The following is an 18,777-nucleotide window of genomic DNA, read 5'->3' as shown; positions in this document are numbered from 1 at the left end:
CTCCGGAAGCGGGTTAGGAGTAGGCGGTCGCCTGGAGTGTGTAGAGGTCCGCGTACAGCCCCTTGTTATCCATCAGGCTCTCGTGGGTGCCCTCCTCCAGGACCAGTCCGCCGTCGAGCACGTAGATGCGGTCGGCGTAGCGGACGCTGGCCAGCCGGTGGGTGATGAGCAGGACGGTGCGCCCTTCGGCGTGGCCGCGGATCCGCTCGAACAGTGCGTGCTCGGCGCGGGCGTCGAGGGCGGCGGTCGGTTCGTCGCAGATCAGCAGCGGCGCGTCCCGGTGGAAACCGCGGGCGACGGCGATGCGCTGCCACTGCCCGCCGGAGAGCTCCTGGCCGTTCTTGAAACGCCGGTCGAGCAGCGTGTCATAGCCGTGGGGCAGCGTGTCGACGACCTCGTCGGCGCCGGCGACAGCGGCGGCGGCCCGCAATTCGGCCTCGCCCTTGTCGGTGCCCATGGTGATGTTGTGCCGGGCGGAAAGCGGCCAGTGCGTGTGGTCTTGGGCGATGACCGCGATGTTGTGCCGCAATTGGTCGGTGTCGACGTGGGCGATGTCGTGGTCGTCCCAAAGCACACGTCCACTGCCCGGAGAGTAGAGCCCCGCGAGCACTTTGGAGAGGGTCGTCTTGCCGGAACCGTTCTCCCCGACCAGTGCGACCACCTCTCCTTTCTCAATATGCATTGACACGCCGCGCAACGCCGCCGTCTCCGCCCCCGGATAGGAGAAGCTGATGTTCTCCACGGTGATCCGGCCAAAGGAGATGGGAGTGTCGTTCACGCTTTTAGCCGGAAGCCGCCGCTCCGCCGCCGCACAAAACTCCATAAAATCGGTGAAATACAGACCTTCCTCATATAGCCGATTTGTCGCGAACATCAGGTTTTGCAGGGAAGACTGCCCCGACCTGATGGCGAGTACGGCGGTGCCCGCCACCGACAACGGCACCGTTCCGAGGGCCAGCAGCAATCCCAGCACCCCGTAAACCGCGAGCGTGCCGACACCGCCGAGCACCTCCCCCGCGACCCTGGCCACCGTCTGCCGCCGCGCCACATCGAGCAGGACGTCGCGCTCGGCACGGGCGATCTTGTCGTGCATCCGCAGCAGGAAGCCCCGCATGTTGAACGACCGCACCTCGGCGGCGGGCTCCCGATAGGCCATGAGGTCGGACAGGATCCACTTGCGGCGCCTGGCCGGGATGAGCGCGTAGTCCACCTCGTAGCTCATGCGCGCCGAACGCACCGCGGCCCACCCGTCCGGCAGCACTGTGGCCACGAGCAGCGGCAGCAGCGCGGGGTGCAGCACCCCCAGCACACCGGCCGCCGCGACGATGCCGGTGGCGGCGGTGAGGGTGTCGAGCGTGGTGCTCACCAGGGTGTCGGCCACGGCCATGCCCCGGGATCGGGCCCGCTGCAGGGCGTCGTGGAAGTCGGGGTCGTCATAGGCGGCGAGTTCGACGTGGCTGGTCAGGCCGTACATCCTGCGTTCTGAGATGCGGGCCACCTGGGGCCCGAGCCTGGCCTGCGCCCAGCCCGCGCCGGCGTTCAGCGCGGTGCGCAGCGCCGCGGCGGCGGCCACGAGGATCAGGCTGGGGAGCGCGGCCTTGAGCCGCTCGGGGGTGGGACCGGCGGAGAAGAGCGCCTCAAGAGCGCCGGTGGTCGCGAGCAGCCCGAAGGCGGTGAAGACGCCCCCGAGCAGGGTGAGGACGATTGTGGCCACCAGGTCGCGCGGACCGGCCTCCCAGGCCATGGCGAGCGCCTGCCGGATGAGTGCGGGGAGCCTCCGGGCGATGGTCAGGAAGCCGATGCCGGAGAGGTCGCCGGACAGGGCGTACCAGTTGGGGTCCTTCAGTTCGGGGAGTGCGGCTGTGTGCTCAGTCGTGTCCACCATGACTGCAGTCTGAGCGCGATGGCAGCCATTTAGCTACTCTTACCTCACCCCTTTAGTCTACTTCCTATTTAATAGGCTCTTTTTCTGAACCTTCCCCGCTTCTCCCGCGGAGATGAGATCAAGCCCGTAGCTTGGTGTGGAATGCCCGAATGATCGTGAGTTCCGGGCATTCCGAAGAAGTGGTGGTGTGCTGGGCGTCATGTGTTACAACAGGTGCTGAAAGGTGCTGTCCGAAACCGCTTTTGTCTGGGCGAGGTCAGGTAATCAGTGTCACACTTTCGATGACCAGCACGATAGCTCCATCCCCCCTCACCGACCCGTGCCTCTGACCCCCGTCAACCACCAAGGGCCGATGACTCCTGACATCAATCTTCCGCTGGAGCCCAACGTGTTCGTCGGCCGCGAGGCCGACATCGACGAGCTCGCCCAGTTGCTGAACGCCACCCGTATGGTGACCCTCTGCGGCCCCGGAGGCATCGGGAAGACACGCCTCGCCATCCGGCTCGCCACGCGGCTACGCGCCTCCGTCGAGGGGGTGCGCCTCGTCGAGCTCGCCGACGCCGAGCACCTGAGGGAGCCTACCGGCAGACTCGCCCTCGCCCTCGGGGTCGAGCACGACGGCGACCGGCCGCTCATGGACACGCTCGCCGACGCCATCGGCAGCAGGGAACACCTGCTCGTGCTGGACAACTGCGACACCGTGCTCGACGAATGCGCCCGCCTGTGCCAGCGCCTGCTCGCCGCCTGCTCCGGCCTGCGCATCCTCGCCACCACCCGCGAGCCCCTCCGGGTGCCGTCCGAGACGGTCTGGCGCGTTCCACCCCTCGCCCTTCCGCCCGGCCGCCGCGCCGTCCCGCCCGCCGAGGTGTGCGAATTCGAGGCCGTGCAGCTTTTCACGGTGCGCGCCCGCACCGTCCGCGGCGACTTCGCCCTGACCTACGGCAACTCCGCCGACGTGGCCCGCATCTGCATCGCGCTCGACGGCATGCCCCTCGCCATCGAGCTCGCCGCCGGCATGACGCGGCTGCTGTCGGTCGGCCAGATCGTGTCCCGGCTCAGCGACCGGTTCGCCCTGCTGTCGCGGGGTGACCGTACGGCTCCCGCCCGGCAGCGCACCCTCCGCGCCACCGTCGACTGGAGCTATCGGCTGCTCACCCCGCTTGAGCAGTCGCTCCTTCGGCGCTGCACGGCGCTCCCCGGGGCGTGGAGCCTCGACCTGGCCGAGCGGGTCTGCTCGGGCGACGGGCTGGATCGGGGCGAGGTGATGGCGCTCCTGCTCAGCCTGGTCGACAAGTCACTCGTCGTCGTGGACGGCGAGGTCAACGGCGAGGCGCACTACCGGCTGCTGGAAACCGTCCGCGAATACGCCCTGGAGCAGCTCAAGGCGCGCGGCGAGGAGGAGCCGCTGCGCCACCGGCACCGCGAGGCGATGATGGCGGTCACCCACGAGCTGCGCGAGGCGCTCACCGGCCGCCTGGAGTCGTGGGCGGCGGTCCGCGACATCGCCGCCCGCCTCGAAACCCTCACCCCCAACTTCTTCACCGCCGCCGAGTGGTCGATCCGCAACGGCGAGGCCGAGCCCGCGCTGCGCATCCTCACCGACATCCGCTACGCCCTCTTCGGCACCGGCCGCGCCCTCGCCGACATGGCGGGCCTCCTCGACCGGGCCCTCGTGCTCGACAACGCGGGCGTGCCCCCCGGCCTGCGCGGACAGGCCCTCATCCTGCGCGGCGACCTCGCCTTCACCCGCGGCGACGTGGCCGACGCCAAGTCGTACGGCGAAGCCGGCCTGGCCCTGTGCCGCCAGGCGGGCGACGCCTACGGCGAGGCGGTCGGGTGCGTGCTCTGGGCGCTCGCGACCGGAGACGCGAGCGTGCTGGACACGGCGACCGCGATCAGCCGCGAGTCCGGCGACGTGCTCGTCGAGGCGATCGCGCACAGCGTGCGTGGCACGGTCGCCCTGGACAAGGGCAGGCTGCGCGAGGCGCAGCGCTGCTACGAGGAGGCGCTCAAGCTCATGGAGCCGCTCGGCGTCACCCATGCCGTCGCCCACGGGCACATCGGCCTCGCCTATGTGGCGCACCGCCGGGGCGACCTCGCCCGGGCCCGCCGCCACTTCGAGAACGCCCTCGAACTCCTCGACGGGCTCGACGCCCGCCAGCTGATCATCAGGTGCTTATCGGGGCTCGGCCGTATCGCGCTCCGCAAAGGCGACCTGGCCGAGGCGCGCGTCCGGCTGACCGAGGCACTGCTGCTCAGCCGCGACGCCGGTCTGCGGCTCGGCATCGCGCGCAGGCTGGAGCAATATGCCAGGCTCGTGGCCATGGAGGGCGACCTGCTGCGCAGCGTCCTGCTCGCCGCCGCCTCCACCGCGCTGCGCGACAGCACCGGCGCCACCTCCCCCGGCTTCGGCGCCCGGCTGTCCGAACTGCTCGACCCGGCCCGCCACGAACTCGGCGACACCCTGGTCGAGCGGCTCTGGGCCGCCGGGAGCAACATGACGCCCGATCAGGCCGTGGAGTGCGCGCTCGAAGGCGCCGAGCTTCCCTCCGCCGAGACGTTGCCCGCAGGGCCGGCGTGGCGCGGCGCCGGCCCTGCGGGCAACCTCACCGCACGCGAACGCGAGGTGGCCGGGCTCATCGCCCGCGGCCTCAGCAACCGCGCCATCGCCGACGAACTGGTCATCAGCCCGGCGACCGCCGCGCGCCACGTCGCCAACATCCTCGCCAAGCTGGGCTTCTCCTCGCGTACACAGGTGGCGGCGTGGGTGCTTGAGTCCGAACGGCACGAGCCCACTTGATCTACACATGTTGCTCTACACACGGCGGGGACTCGCAGGTACACACACATATACGCATCTCGGCGCATGTGCCGGCCGGCCCGCGTCACCTACGTTGACACCTGTGATCGACCGGTCCCGTGGCCACAACACCGTGTCACAGGGACAGTGGCCCACACTCCAGGGGCCACGGTCGCATCACCGGGATCGTCGCATGTCCTGCTCGACGGAGGGGTCTCCTCGGAGGGGTGGAGTTCTCGCCGTGGGACATGCGACCGCGGGCTCGGGTCGCGCAGGATCCGAGCCCGCCCGCCCCACCCCGGGATCGACGGCCACTGCCCAGCCCGACGGCCGACTCACCCTGACCGGCGGCCGACGACAAGAGCAGGGCGCGAGCCGTACCCGCGGGGTCACAGCGAGAGCACCGCGCGCATGACCGCTCTGGCGATCGGGGCGGCCGTGCGGCCGCCGTAGCCGCCGCCTTCCACCAGCACCCCGACGGCTACGCGGGGGTCCTTGGCGGGGGCGAAGGCCGTGACCACGGCGTGGCTGCGGCGGCCCGCGTGGTTTTCCGCCGTGCCGGTCTTGGCGGCCACGGTGACGCCGGGGATGGCGGCCGCCGTGCCGGTGCCGCCGTTCCTGGTGACGGCGGTCATCATGGCGGTGAGCGAGGCGGCGGTGCGGGCGCTCATGGTGTCGCGGTAGCGGGTGGGCTGGGCGCTGTCGATGACGGTGCCGTCGGGCAGGCGGGTTTCCTCGACCAGGTAGGGCCGCATCAGCACCCCGCCGTTGGCGACGGCGGCGGACATCATCGCGATCAGGAGCGGCGTGGCCCTCACGTCGTATTGCCCGATCGCCGCCATGGCGGTCTGCGCCCTGTCCATGCGGGTGGGGTAGGCGCTCACCGCGACGGGCATGGGCACCACGAGGTCGTCGGAGTCGAAGCCGAACCGCCGCGCCTGCTCACGCACCGCCTCCTGGCCGAGTTCGAGACCGATCGCGGCGAAGGCGGTGTTGCAGGACGCCCGGAAGGCGTAGGCGAGCGAGGGCCTGCCGTCCCCGCAGGCCGCGCCTTTGGCGTTGCGCACCGAGATCCGGGTGCCGGGCAGGCGCAGCGCGACCGGAGCGCGCACGTCACGCCGGGGTGAGTAGTCGCCGGACTCGAGCGCCGCCGCCGCTGTGACGATCTTGAAGGTGGACCCCGGTGGATATGTACGGCGAAGCGCCCGGTTGAGCAGCGGCCGGGCGCGGTCGGTCTGCAGCCGCCGATCGGCCGAGGTGAGTGCGGGGACGTCGAAACTCGTGTAGATGCCGGGGTCGTAGGAGGGGACGGAGGCCATCGCCAGCACGGCGCCCGTCGCCGGGTTGAGGGCCACCACGGCGCCGGGGCGGCCGGTGGCGCGGAGCGCGTCGTAGGCGGCCCGCTGCGCGCTGCCGTCCAGGGTGAGCTTGAGTGTGGCCCCCGACGGCACGCCGTCACGCATGAGGGCGCGCACTTTGACCTTGGGGTCGGTGCCCGCGAGCACGGCGTCCTCGCTCTTCTCCACGCCGCTGCGGCTGAAGAGCGACAGGTGACCGGTGACGGCGGCGAACATCGGGCCGTCGGCGTAGACCCTGCGATAACGGTAGACGCCGGCGGTGACCTTGCGGCTGTCGGCGATCACGGTGCCGTCGCGCAGGAGCAGCCGGCCACGGGGGTGCTCGAATCGTGCGATCAGCGTGCGGGAGTTGCGGTCGTCGGCGCGCAGTCCGTCGGCCTGGAATGCCTGGATGATCGTGACCCTGCCGAGCAACGCGAACAACATCACCCCGCAGGCGACGGCGGTGTGCCGGAGCGGGATGTTCATCCGCTCGGTGCGTGCTCCGATCATGCCCCCTCCCATGCTCCTACCGGTTTAGCAGGCGGTAAGGGAGAGTGAGTGGGCTTGACGGCTATGTGGCGGGTCAAGGTCTTTCAGGCATGACGTGCGGTCAGACCTCGGCTGTGCGCGCCTTGATGGGCAAGGTCTTCCGGGCGTGACGTGCGGTCAGACTTCCGCCATGTCGTCGCCGGTGTCGGCGAAATGGTGCAGCTTCACCACGTCGCGGTAGTAGGCGATCTTGTGCTGGACGCCCTGCTGTCTCGAACGCCAGTGTGCGATCTGCTCCTCCACCCGCCGGTCGTGCTCTTCCAGCAGGAGGATGCGCTCGGGGATGTTGTGATCGCCCGCGCGCGTCAACTCGGCGAATCTGAGCATCTCCGCTATCGGCATGCCGGTGTCGCGCAGGCAGCGGATCGTCATCAGCCAGCCGACGTCGCGGTCGGTGAAACGGCGCTGGCCTGCCGTGTTGCGCTCGATGCGGTCAAGCAGGCCGATGCGCTCGTAATAGCGGAGTGTGTCCAAGCTGAAGCCGGTCTCGGAGACCACCTGGGCCGGGGTGAAGGTTTTCACATCGCGAGCATGCCACCTGGAGTGGGCTCCAGGTCAACCGCCGAGCCCGCCTTTTCTGTGCCACGCCCCCTCCTCGGTGCCGCGCCACCCCCGCTCTCTCCGGCCAGGGGGTTGGCACGGCTCCTCAGCGCACGGGGCGTTCAGGGGAGGTGAGCCGCGAGATAACGGCGGATCATGATCTTGCACTCGGTGATCAACTCGGGGGCGCCCTCCGGACTGACCCGGAAGGCCAGCTTGAGTACGGCGTCGCCGGCTTCGACGGCGACCAGCAGCGCACGGTCGAGGCCCGGGATGACCGGCACGTCCAGCGTCTCAAGCACGAGCCGCCGCAGCCGGTCGGCGACGACGGCGTTGTTCTCAAGCGCGGCGTCGAGCATGTGCTGGGTGCCCTTCAGTGCGGGCCCGCCGGGAGAGGGCAGGATCTCCCCGAAGTCGACGACGGCGAAGCCCGGCCGGGAACGCTTCATCTGCACGAACTCGTCGACAGCCAGGTCGACGACATCGCCCCAGTGCTTGAGGTCGACCGCGCCCAGTTTGTCGGCGATGCGCTCAAGAAAGGACTCCAGGTTGCGCAGCGCAAGCGCACGCACCAATCCTTGTTTGTCAGAGAAGAACTGATAGAAGGTGCCGATCGGAACTTCAGCTCTTCGCGCAACCTCTTTGGTGGTCAGCGAGTCGTAACCCACCTCATCCAGCAGTCGCGCACACTCGTCCAGCATGCGCTCGACCCGCTCCAGGCTGCGACGCTGAGCGGGTCGACGGCGCAAGGTTCCTCCGGAGACGCTCGTCATGGGAACCATCATCCTCCCTTTTTGAACCTACGGCGCGGTAACATGAGGTCTCCTCGCAAATATTGTCTCCCGGGATGGAGCATCCATTAACCCGGAATACGAACTCGAGACCCCATGGAAGCCGATACCCGCCCCCCGCCCTCCCTCCCAAAACTTCCTTTTCCAGATCGCGGCGGATGAGGGGTCGGAAGTCAGATGCCCGCATTGCTGAACTAAGCCTGTGAAAAACTGTGAGTTTCCCGCAAGAAACGCGTTCTCGTCACTATGGCGAGCGCATGGAATCGACTGTCCCGAACCGTCGAGCCTGAGCGGACAGGTCTCCGCTGCGGAAGACTTGCCACTTAAAACCCGGAAGCCATCGAGACTCCCCCAAAAAGGACGAATCTACTCATTCGGGGAGCAAACTCAGCTGATGCTTGAAATCACTGCCCGCTGCCGGCCAGTTCCCTTTCGGCGGCAAGATCCCGACTCTCAGCCTGCTCGTGGCTTTTGTCCTGCTCTTGGCTCTCCGCGGGACCGCCGGATTCCCGCGACGGCTCGGCGTCCACCGGGCCGGGCGGGGCCGGGTCGGGCTCCGGGGCGCGCCTGCGCGCCGACTTCAGTGCCCAGCGATGCCCCTCGACGTCGCACACGATGCCGTAGCCGTCACCGGGAACCTCCTCTTCGAAGGGCAGCTCCACCTCGCCGCCCGCGTCGAGCGCGGCGTCGAACACCGCCCTCGGGTCGTCATAGTGAAGGGTCAGGAGGACCGGGCTGCCGCCGAGGGAGGCGGGCGACGGAGAATAGTCATAGTGAACGGACTCCTCGCTCACCACGACCGCGATGCCGCCGATCACGACTTCCGCGAACCCCGGCGCCCCCTCGGCGGGCGCATCGGTGAGGAGCACGCGGGCGCCGAACACCCGTTGATAAAAGTCAACCGCCGCGACGAGATCGCGGACAGTCAGGTGCACATGGAATCCACGCGGGCCGGGGGTCACCCTTTCACCGGGCATCTCTCATCCTCCTGAGCGACCCGGCTGAATCAGGGGGATTCCCTCCGGGCCAGGCAACTGGTCACCGCGAGCCACGAAGGCTCACACAATGGGATGAAAAAGACTGATTCCTCCTCATCCCCGGCTGAAACGAAGGCAATATCCCTTCAGCCGCCCTTCACCGTATTTTATGCGGCCGAATTAGCGGGTTGTGCCCCAGACAGCCCTTCACAGCCCACAACACATGTTCGCCACATGCTCACAAGACACTGACGTGAACGTGGTCGTAGTGATTGGCCGTGGCCCCGCCGCGGTCGGACATGGTGTCCCAGCCGCCTCCGGTGCGGATGTCGTAGTAACGCTGCTTCCAAATGATGTACATAATCCCGAGGCGGCGGCCGTTGTTGATGCACCACTGCGCGAGGGCGTCGCCGCGCGCCTCGTCGTCGCCGGTCGAGACCCGCCCGCCGGGGCTCGTCATGAAGTCGCAGGCCCGGCCCTTGCCGTGCTCACCGGGGTCACCCGGCCTCAGGCAGCCCACGCCGTACGGCATGGGGAAGTTGGCCATGATCTCGTTGCGGATGGTGACCATGCGGGCGGTGAGCCCCGACCCCGCGTCGGGCTCCTGGAAGCCGAACTTCGCGAGCAGCCGCTCGACGTCGCGCCGCTTGGTCTTGAGCTTGGCGATGTCGCGCTCCAGCTTGTCGATCTTCTGATCGGCGGTCTTCCGCGCCGCGTTGGCCTCTTTCAGGAGGGTCTTGAGGTGGGTGGTGCGCTGGGCCCGCTCGCCCGCGAGATGGGTGACGAGCGCCATGTTGGACATGGCCTGTGTGGCCTCGCCCTGCAGGCCGAACAGCTGGATGGCGTCGAGCCCGCCGCTCATATAGGACGTGCGGGCGATATGGACCAGCTCGCGCTCGGCGCCCGCCACCTGGCGGGTGAGGCGGTCGGCGCGCCGGTCGGCCTTCTTCGCCTCGTCGCGGGCGTCGTCGAGGGTCCTGATCTCGCCGCGGTAGGCCTTGCTGAGCGCGGCGGCCTCCAGGGTGAGGCGGCGGATCTTGCTCTGGCGGTCGGGGCTGTGCCGTTCGAGCACCAGGGCGGGGGCGAGCGCGGACGCGCCGGGAAGGCCGACGGCCATGAGCATGAGCGCGGCAGCTGCGGCGGACACCCTCATCGCGGCCCTGCCCCACTTGCCCGGGCGGCCTGATTCCACGTACTTCTCCCTCCCAGACGCAGCGAAACTATAGAAGACGATCTTGGAACCTGCCACCTGAACAGGCGAAATCACATCCCATTTGCGAAGTATCGGCAACTTTAGGTGACTATCGCGCTGCGAAGTGATCAGATTTGGGTCTTGTCGGGATCGGCATATCAGGTGAAATTTCGTAGGGTCGCGTCCGCTCGACCAGACAACACGATCGATAGGACTCGGCTTAGATCGTGACGCCTACGTGTGGGCGGTTCGGGCATCGATGACGCCGCCCACTGAAGGGACCCCCCTGTGTCTTCCCGAAGACTCGCCCTTGTCGCGGCAACCTTATTGGGCGCGAGCACCCTGCTCTCGCCGGCCCAGGCGGGCGCCTCGGCCGCCCGGGATCCGCTTCCCGCCGCCGACCAGATCGAGCTCTACCAGCTGGACGCCAAGCCCGGCACCGGCCAGACCCTGATCGAGAACGGCATCGACGTCGTCCAGAAGCAGATCGTCGGTGACAAGGAACACATCGAGCTGGCCGCGAGCAAGAGCGACCTCAAGCGCCTCGCCAAACTCGGACACACTCCCGCCCCGGTCACCAACCCGCAGGGCCAGACCCAGTTGCAGGCGGCCAAGGCCCAGGCCGCGGGCGGTTTCACCGTATGGAAGTCCTACTCGGAGAACGGCGGCATCGCCGACCAGCTCGAGTCCCTGGCCTACGCCAACAAGGACATCCTCAAGCTCCAGTCGATCGGCAAGACGATCCAGGGCAAGGACATCCTGTCGATCAAGGCGACCAAGAACGCCCGCACGACCCGTGACGGCTCAAGGCCCTCCGTGCTCTACTCCGCCACCCAGCACGCGCGCGAGTGGATCGCCACCGAGGTCGACATGCGGCTGCTGAAATATGTGGTGGCCAACAAGGACACGCCGGCGGTCAAGAACCTGCTCGCCACCACCGAGCTCTGGTTCGTGCCCGTGGCCAACCCCGACGGCTACGACTTCACCTTCACCGAGGGCAACCGCCTCTGGCGCAAGAACCTCCGGGACAACGACGGCGACAACCAGATCACCGGCCTCGACGGCGTCGACCCCAACCGGAACTACCCCACCAACTTCTACTACGACGAAGAGGGGTCCAGCTCCGTCCCCAGCAGCCAGACCTACCGCGGCACCGGCCCGGCCAGCGAGCCGGAGACCAAGGCCATGGACGGGCTGCTGCGGCGCATCGGCTTCGAGTTCCAGGTCAACTACCACTCCTACGGGCCGCTGCTGCTCTACCCTATCGGGTGGCAGACCGGCACCCCCACCGCCGACAACCCGGTCTACGAGGCGCTCACGGGCAACGACGCGGCTCCCGCCGTACCCGGCTTCGACCCGGACCTGTCGGCCGAGCTCTACACGACGAACGGCGAGACGACCGACCACGCCCACGGGAAGTACGGCACACTCGCGTGGACGCCCGAACTCGAAGAGGGCTGCGCGGGCTGCGGGTTCGTGTTCCCCGACGACGAGGCGCTCGTGCAGGCGCAGTTCGAGAAGAACCTGCCCTTCGCCCTCGACGTCGCCAAGTCGGCCCAGAACCCCGTCGAGCCCACCTCCCACCTCGGCAACACCACGCCCGACTTCGTAATCGACCCCTTCGAGGTCAGCCACGGCAAGGACCAGGTCGTCCAGGTCAACGCCAAGCGCAAGCTGGGCGCGGTCCAACTTCGCTACTCGGTCAACAACGGGCGCACCAAGACCGTCCCCACTCGCGAGTGGCGGGGCGGTGAGAAGTACGGCAAGGGCTACAACACCTACTACCACCACCTCCGCGGCAAGATCAGCGGCACCAAGCCCGGTGACAGCGTCAAGGTGTGGTTCACCGCCCGCGGCAAGACCAGCGCGGACTTCACCTACAAGGTGGCCGACGACATCGGCGGCAAGGTGCTCGTCGTCGCCGCCGAGGACGTCACCGGCATCAGCCCCGCGCAGGGTGTCACCGAGGCGAAGTACGCCGACGACTACGCGACCGCGCTGACCGCCGCGGGCTACACCTCCGACGTCTACGACGTTGACAAGCACGCCCGCAAGGCGCCCCACCCGCTCGGTGTGCTCAGCCACTACAAGGCGGTGATCTGGGAGACCGGAGACGACATCATCCCGCGCAGCGCCGGACAGGTGCCGGGTACGGCGAGCCGCCTCGCCAACGAGATCGAAATCGCCATGCGCGACTATCTCAACGAGGGCGGCAAGCTCCTGCACACCGGGAAGTACGCGTCCTACGCCCAGAACCTCAACGAGGACTACTTCTACCGGCCGCAGGACCCCGAGTGCACCAACGACCCGGCGCAGCCCTGCCTGCCCCTGATGAACGACTTCCAGCAGTACTACCTCGGCGCCTACATCTACTTCGACAACGGCGGCAACAACCCCGCCACCAACACGCCGCACCCATTGAAGGGCGTCTCCGGCGCGTTCAACGGCTTCACCGGCACCCTCAACGGCGGCGACTCGGCGAACAACCAGGACCACACCGGGTCCTTCCTCGCCACCTCCGCTCTCCTGCCCGCCGACAGGTTCCCCCAGTTCGCCAGCTCCGCCCCGCTTAAGTGGGACCGCCCCGGCGCCCCGTTCGACCCGCACACGGGCGCCTGGAACGTCCACAGCTCCATCGCCGACGTGACGTGGAAGCGGCTCTCCAAGACCGTCGACCTCACCGGCAAGAGCAGCGGCGCCCTGGAGTTCTGGACCTCCTACGACACCGAGTCCCACTGGGACCACCTCGTCGTCGAGGCGCGTACCGCCGGACAGGACGACTGGACCACCCTCCCCGACCTCAACGGCCACACCAGCCAGGTCACCGGTGACAGCTGCACCGAGGGCTGGCGCACCATCCACCCCTTCACCGCGCGCTACCAGGGCCCGAACTGCGAACCGACCGGCACCTCCGGCGCGTGGAACGCGGCCTCAGGCAACTCCGGCGGCTGGCAGCAGTGGAAGGTCGACCTGACCCCCTACGCCGGTAAGAAGGTGGAGCTCTCCATCTCCTACATCAGCGACTGGAGCACCCAGGGCGCCGGCGTCTTCCTCGACGACGCCAAGGTCACCCTCGACGGCGCCACCGCCGAGGAGACCTCCTTCGAGACCGACTTCGGCGGCTGGGCCGCGGCGGGCGCCCCCGCCGGAAGCACCCCGTCCCCGAACAACTGGACCCGCTCCGACAAGATCTTCGAAGAGGGCGCCGGCATCGTCACCGAGGACACCGTCTACACCGGCTTCGGCGGCGAGGGCCTCACCACCCAGGCCCAGCGCACCGACCTCGTCAAGCGCTCCATGCAGCACCTCTTGAGCCGTTAACCCCCTCGAACCCCGCCGAGGGCCCCCTTCAAGGGGGCCCTCGGCTCTTTTTGTCGGGTGGGATTCACGCCGATCAGGCGATCCCAGCCTCTCCCGGGCACCTGGAAAGGTGGGAGACCCAGCACGCCCCCGCATCGCTGGGCCTCCCACCTGGTGTTCGTGTGCCGGCTCTGTAGATAGACGAGGACTGTGGGGAAAAGGTTCGGTTCGGAGGCGAAAAAGGTTCTAAGTAAGCCCTGTGGCTGAATAGCCGCGCCTACGAGGGCCGCCCGAGCCCCACACATCGCGAGGGACGGTCCTCGGCAACGTGGCTCTTCTGCTCGTTGCCTGCTCTTAGCGGGATCGGCGGACTTCGCCGCATCTCTCGGGCGTCGAGCGGCGGGGATGCGGCGTCAGAGTCCTTGGGCCTGGATCGCGGTGATGGCGATCGTGGTCACGATCTCTTCCACATCGGCGCCGCGGGCGAGGTCGTTGACCGGGTGTTGCAGGCCCTGGAGGATCGGGCCGACGGCCACGGCGCCGGCGGAGCGGCGGACGGCGAGGCAGGTGTTGGCGCCGGTGTGCTGGTCGGGGAAGACCAGAACGGTGGCCTGGCCGGCGACCCGGCTTTCCGGGAGGCGGGCGGCGGCCACACGGGGGTCGACGGCGACGTCATATTGGATGGGGCCCTCGACCAGCAGCTCCGGCACGCGTGAGCGCACGAGGTCGGTGGCCTCCTGCACCTTGTCGACGTCGGCCCTGGCGCCGAGGGCGCCCGCGGAGTAGCTCAGCATCGCGACGCGGGGCTCGATGCCGAAACGCGCGGCGGTGCGGGCCGAGGAGATGGCGATGTCGGCCAGGCGGGTCACGTCGGGCTCGGCGTTGACGGCGCAGTCACCGAACAGCAGCACCCGGTCGGCCAGGCACATGAAGTAGACCGAGGAGACGGTGGAGATGTCGGGCACCGTCTGGATGATCTGGAACGCCGGCAGCAGGGTCGCGGCCGAACTGTGCACCGTGCCCGACACCATGCCGTGCACGACGCCGGCGCGCACCATCATCGTCGCGAAGTGGTTGGCGTCGGTCACCATGTCGCGGGCGCGCTCCACGGTCACGCCGCGGTGCTCGCGCAGCGCGTGGTAGCGCTCGGCGAAGGAGTGGCGCATCGGCGAGGTAAGCGGGTCGACGATCTTGGCGCCCTGGAGGTCGAGCCCGTGGTCGCCCGCGCGGCGGCGGATGACGTCCTCCCTGCCGAGCAGGGTGAGGTCGGCGATGCCGCGCCGCAGCACGGCCTCGGCCGCCCGCAGCACGCGGTCCTCCTCCCCCTCGGGCAGCACGATGTGCCGCCGCTCGGCCCTGGCCCGCTCGATCAGGGTCTGCTCGAACATCAGCGGGGTGACCCGCCGGGGGCGGCCGAGGCCGAGGCGCTCGGCGAGGCCGACCGAGTCGACGTGGCTCTCGAAGTGGCCGAGGGCCTGCTCGGTGCGGCGCGGGTTGTCGGCGGACAGGCTGCCGGGCAGGCCGGTCACGGCGTCGGCGACGGCGAAGCTGTCGGCGGCGGCCGAGAGCACCGGCAGGCCGGGGGCGAGCCGCGCGGTGAGCCCGCGGACGGCGGGGGTGGGTTTGACGCCGTTGCTGAGCACGACGGCGGCGGGACGCGCGGTGCCGGCCGCGTCGGCGGCGGCGGCACCGAGCAGCAGGTCGGTGCGGTCTCCCGGGGTGACGACGAGGCAGCCTGGGCGCAGATGATCGAGGAATCCAGGCAGGGTCTCGCCGGCGAGAAGGACCCCCGACACGTCGCGCAGCAGGCTCGCGGCGTCGCCCTGCACCTGCACGGCGCGCAAGACGTCGGCGACCTGTGCGACGGTCGGCGCGGACAACGCGGCGTTCTCGGGGATGACGTAGCAGGGCACGGGGAGGTCGGCGCCGACGACGGCGCCCGCGGGCACCCGGTTGGCGATCACGGCCAGCACCGGGCACCCCTGCTCGACGAACGCCTGGTAGCCGATGCGCAGCGACTTGGAGGTGACGTCGTCGTCCTGCCCCACCCCGCCGGCCACGATCACGACCGGCGAGGACAGCCGCGCGGCGAGTTTGGCGTCGAAGGCGGGCTCGCCGGCGAGGTCGCCGAGGGCGGAGGAGCCGCCGAGCACGAGCACCGCGTCGCAGGCCGCCTCGAAGACGGCGAACCGCTCGGCGAGCCGGTCGAGCAGCGCCCCTGTGGCCTGGGCCGCGATGGTCTCCTCGGCCTCCTCCAGGGTGACGCCGCTCGCGACGTGGGCAGGCCGATAGCGCGCCCGCATGAGCTCGACGGCGGGATCGACCCGCAGGTCGGCTCCTCTGGGCGCGACGGGCCGGAACACGCCGAGACGCTCCACCCGGCGCGCGAGCAGCTCCATCAGGCCGAGCTCGACGACCTGCAGGCCGTCGCCGTGCCCGAGGCCGGCCACATAGACGCTGCGCATCGCTCCGTCTCCCCCTTGATGCCGATTGCCGGTGAGTCGCATCGGGGGGAGGCGAGCAGTCACCCAACGTAACCGCCGCCCGGCGGGGGTTCAAGGAGGCACGAGCGGCGCGGCCCAGGTGTTCAGAAGGAGGCCCGAGCGGCGCGGCTCAGCCGGCCACAGACGCGGAGACCCAGCGGCCGATGCGGCGGATGAGCTCGGGGGTGGCGTCGCTCTCGGCGTGGCCGTACCCGTCCTCGATCCACAGTTCTCTGGGCTCCTGGGCCGCCTCGTAGAGCTGGTAGGCGTGATCGAGGGGGAAGAAGGCGTCCCGGTCGCCGTGCACGACGAGCAGCGGGATGGGGCTGATCAACGGCACCGCCTCAAAAGGGGCCAGGGGCACGGGGTCCCATCCCGTGGAGCGGATGCGGGTGCCCTTGAACACGCGGGCGGCGGCCCGTCCCATGCGCTGCTCCATGGCCCAGTGCACGCGCCGCATGGGCGCCGTCCCCCGGTAGTACCACCGCGCGGGGCCGCTGACCGACGCCACCGCGTCCACACCGCCGTGGAGGGCGGCGTGGCGCAGCGCGACCGCCGCGCCCATCGAGAATCCGGCCACGGCCACCCGCGCGTAGCCGAGTGTGCGGGCGTGCCGTACGGCTGCCGCCACGTCGAGCACCTCCTCGTCGCCCACGGTGCTGAGGCCGCCGGAGCGGCCGTGCCCGCGGAAGTCGAAGGCGACGACTCCGCCGAAGGCGCTGAAGACGTGGGCGATGCGTCTGCTGGTGCGTTCGCGCCAGGATCCGGTGAATCCGTGGGCGATCACGACGCAGAGATCACCGGGCCCGCGGGAGGGGGTGTGGACGGCGTCGATCCGCACACCGTCCTTGGTGCGCAACATCACGGGAAAACTCACGGCGAAGGACATGTCACGAGCCTACGAGCACAGCATTTGAACGTTCCGCAAGGCTTGCTGAGAACTACGTGAAGAACGCACCCGCCGCGTGTATGGCCGAAGGCCATATAAAATGGGCTGGCCGCATGTCCGCGGCCCGCACCCACGATCCCAGAGCGAGACTCCATCATGCCTTTGAACAGCCGCGACGACCTGCGCAACATCGCGATCATCGCGCACGTCGACCACGGCAAGACCACGCTGGTGGATGCCATGCTGTGGCAGTCCGGAGCGTTCCGCGCCAATCAGGACGTGGATGAGCGGGTCATGGACTCCAATGACCTTGAGCGCGAGAAGGGCATCACCATTCTCGCGAAGAACACCGCGGTCCGTCACGGCGACATGACAATCAACATCATCGACACGCCCGGCCACGCCGATTTCGGCGGCGAGGTCGAGCGGGGCCTGTCGATGGTCGACGGCGTGGTCCTGCTGGTCGACGCCTCCGAGGGGCCGCTGCCGCAGACCCGGTTCGTGCTGCGCAAGGCCCTGGCGGCCAAGCTGCCCGTCATCTTGTGCATCAACAAGGTCGACCGGCCCGACGCCCGCATCGCCGAGGTCGTCGACGAGGCATATGAGCTGTTCCTCGACCTCGACGCGACCGAGGACCAGATCGACTTCCCGATCGTCTACGCCTCGGCCAAGGCCGGCCGGGCGAGCCTCAACCGGCCCGAGGACGGCGGCATGCCCGACGCGGCCGACCTGGAGCCGCTGTTCGAGACGATCACGAAGACGGTGCCCGCGCCGGTCTACGACCCGGCCGCGCCGTTCCAGGCGCACGTCACCAACCTCGACTCCTCCAGCTACCTCGGCCGCATCGCGCTGTGCCGGGTGCACCAGGGCACCATCCGCAAGGGCCAGCAGGTGGCCTGGTGCCGCATCGACGGGTCGATCGAGCGGGTCAAGATCTCCGAGCTGCTGATGACCGAGGCGCTTGAGCGCAAGCCCGCCGAGGAGGCCGGCCCCGGCGACATCATCGCCATCGCCGGCATCCCCGACATCATGATCGGCGAGACCCTCGCCGACATGGAGGACCCGCGGCCGCTGCCGCTGATCACCGTCGACGAGCCGGCGATCTCGATGACCATCGGCACCAACACCAGCCCGTTCGTGGGCAAGGTCAAGGGGTCCAAGGTCACCGCCCGCATGGTCAAGGACCGCCTTGACCGCGAGCTGGTCGGCAACGTGTCCCTGCGTGTGCTCCCCACCGAGCGCCCCGACGCGTGGGAGGTGCAGGGCCGGGGTGAGCTCGCTCTCGCGATCCTGGTGGAGCAGATGCGCCGCGAGGGTTACGAGTTGACCGTGGGCAAGCCGCAGGTCGTCACCCGGGAGGTCGACGGCAAGGTGCACGAGCCGGTCGAGCGGCTCACGATCGACTGCCCGGAGGAATACCTCGGGGCGATCACCCAGCTTCTCGCCGTCCGCAAGGGCCGCATGGAGCACATGACCAACCACGGCACCGGCTGGATCCGCATGGAGTTCCTGGTGCCGGCCCGCGGCCTCATCGGGTTCCGCACCGAGTTCCTCACCGAGACCCGGGGCACCGGCCTCGCCCACCACGTGTTCGAGGACTACGAGCCGTGGTTCGGCGAGCTGCGCACCCGCCCGACGGGCTCCCTGGTGGCCGACCGGACGGGCCCGGCGACCTCTTATGCGATGTTCAACCTCCAGGAGCGCGGCACGCTATTCGTGCCGCCCACCACGGAGGTCTACGAGGGCATGATCGTCGGGGAGAACTCCCGCTCCGACGACATGGACGTCAACATCACCAAGGAGAAGAAGCTCACCAACATGCGCTCCTCCACCGGCGAGGAGCTTGAGCGGCTCATCCCGCCGCGCCAGCTCAGCCTGGAGCAGGCGCTTGAGTTCATCCGCGAGGACGAGTGCGTGGAGATCACCCCCACCACCATCCGCCTGCGCAAGGTCGTCCTCAACGCCGCCGAGCGCGCCCGCACCGCGGCCCGCGCCAAGCGCAACAACTGACGGCTCCAAGAACACGGCCGA

General features: G+C 69.1%; 11 protein-coding genes. 3 read left to right on the top strand and 8 right to left on the bottom strand.

Features of this window, described 5'->3' with window-relative positions:
• Positions 1–13 precede the first annotated feature (13 nt).
• Positions 14–1,885: an ABC transporter ATP-binding protein gene (locus Ssi02_RS14470; RefSeq protein WP_204025742.1), complete on the bottom strand. Its 1,872-nt coding sequence runs from the start codon at positions 1,883–1,885 to the stop codon at positions 14–16.
• Positions 1,886–2,237: 352 nt separating this feature from the next.
• On the opposite strand from Ssi02_RS14470, the gene Ssi02_RS14465 reads away from it, so the two are divergent.
• Complete coding sequence (locus Ssi02_RS14465) at positions 2,238–4,685, top strand: ATP-binding protein (protein ID WP_204025740.1); 2,448 nt, start codon at positions 2,238–2,240, stop codon at positions 4,683–4,685.
• 389 nt (positions 4,686–5,074) lie between these two features.
• Here the strand turns inward: Ssi02_RS14465 and Ssi02_RS14460 are convergent, their stop codons facing one another.
• The 5 genes from Ssi02_RS14460 to Ssi02_RS14440 all read right to left on the bottom strand — a co-directional run bounded on the left by Ssi02_RS14460 (position 5,075) and on the right by Ssi02_RS14440 (position 10,074).
• Positions 5,075–6,535: a peptidoglycan D,D-transpeptidase FtsI family protein gene (locus tag Ssi02_RS14460; protein ID WP_204025738.1), complete on the bottom strand. Its 1,461-nt coding sequence runs from the start codon at positions 6,533–6,535 to the stop codon at positions 5,075–5,077.
• 156 nt (positions 6,536–6,691) lie between these two features.
• Positions 6,692–7,096 (bottom strand): MerR family transcriptional regulator, encoded by a 405-nt coding sequence (locus Ssi02_RS14455; RefSeq protein WP_204025737.1) that lies wholly within the window; start codon positions 7,094–7,096, stop codon positions 6,692–6,694.
• Positions 7,097–7,236: 140 nt separating this feature from the next.
• A complete protein-coding gene (locus Ssi02_RS14450) occupies positions 7,237–7,863 on the bottom strand; it encodes a TetR family transcriptional regulator (RefSeq protein WP_307825668.1) in 627 nt (208 codons plus the stop codon).
• A 446-nt stretch (positions 7,864–8,309) separates the two neighbouring features.
• A complete protein-coding gene (locus Ssi02_RS14445; protein ID WP_204025735.1) occupies positions 8,310–8,882 on the bottom strand; it encodes a VOC family protein in 573 nt (190 codons plus the stop codon).
• Between the two features lie 238 nt (positions 8,883–9,120).
• A complete protein-coding gene (locus Ssi02_RS14440; protein ID WP_204025734.1) occupies positions 9,121–10,074 on the bottom strand; it encodes a coiled-coil domain-containing protein in 954 nt (317 codons plus the stop codon).
• A gap of 288 nt (positions 10,075–10,362) precedes the next feature.
• Between Ssi02_RS14440 and Ssi02_RS14435 the strand changes: the two genes are divergently transcribed.
• Complete coding sequence (locus tag Ssi02_RS14435; protein ID WP_239128907.1) at positions 10,363–13,395, top strand: M14 family zinc carboxypeptidase; 3,033 nt, start codon at positions 10,363–10,365, stop codon at positions 13,393–13,395.
• Positions 13,396–13,787: 392 nt separating this feature from the next.
• Here Ssi02_RS14435 and pta read toward each other — a convergent pair whose 3' ends face one another.
• The gene (gene pta, locus Ssi02_RS14430) at positions 13,788–15,839 is read right to left on the bottom strand and encodes a phosphate acetyltransferase (protein WP_204025733.1); all 2,052 of its coding nucleotides are present in this window, start codon (positions 15,837–15,839) and stop codon (positions 13,788–13,790) included.
• Between the two features lie 148 nt (positions 15,840–15,987).
• Positions 15,988–16,746 carry an alpha/beta hydrolase gene (locus tag Ssi02_RS14425; RefSeq protein ID WP_204025732.1) on the bottom strand — a complete coding sequence of 253 codons (759 nt, stop codon included), beginning with the start codon at positions 16,744–16,746 and terminating at the stop codon, positions 15,988–15,990.
• A 156-nt stretch (positions 16,747–16,902) separates the two neighbouring features.
• Between Ssi02_RS14425 and typA the strand changes: the two genes are divergently transcribed.
• Entirely contained in the window at positions 16,903–18,756 is a 1,854-nt protein-coding gene (gene typA / locus Ssi02_RS14420) for a translational GTPase TypA (protein WP_204025730.1), read from the top strand.
• Positions 18,757–18,777: the final 21 nt, after the last annotated feature.

The sequence above is a fragment of the Sinosporangium siamense genome, assembly GCF_016863435.1.
In the GTDB taxonomy this organism is placed as follows: Bacteria; Actinomycetota; Actinomycetes; order Streptosporangiales; family Streptosporangiaceae; genus Sinosporangium; species Sinosporangium siamense.
The sequence above is the reverse complement of the archived record's forward strand: the minus strand, read 5'-3'. Positions and strand labels throughout refer to the sequence as shown.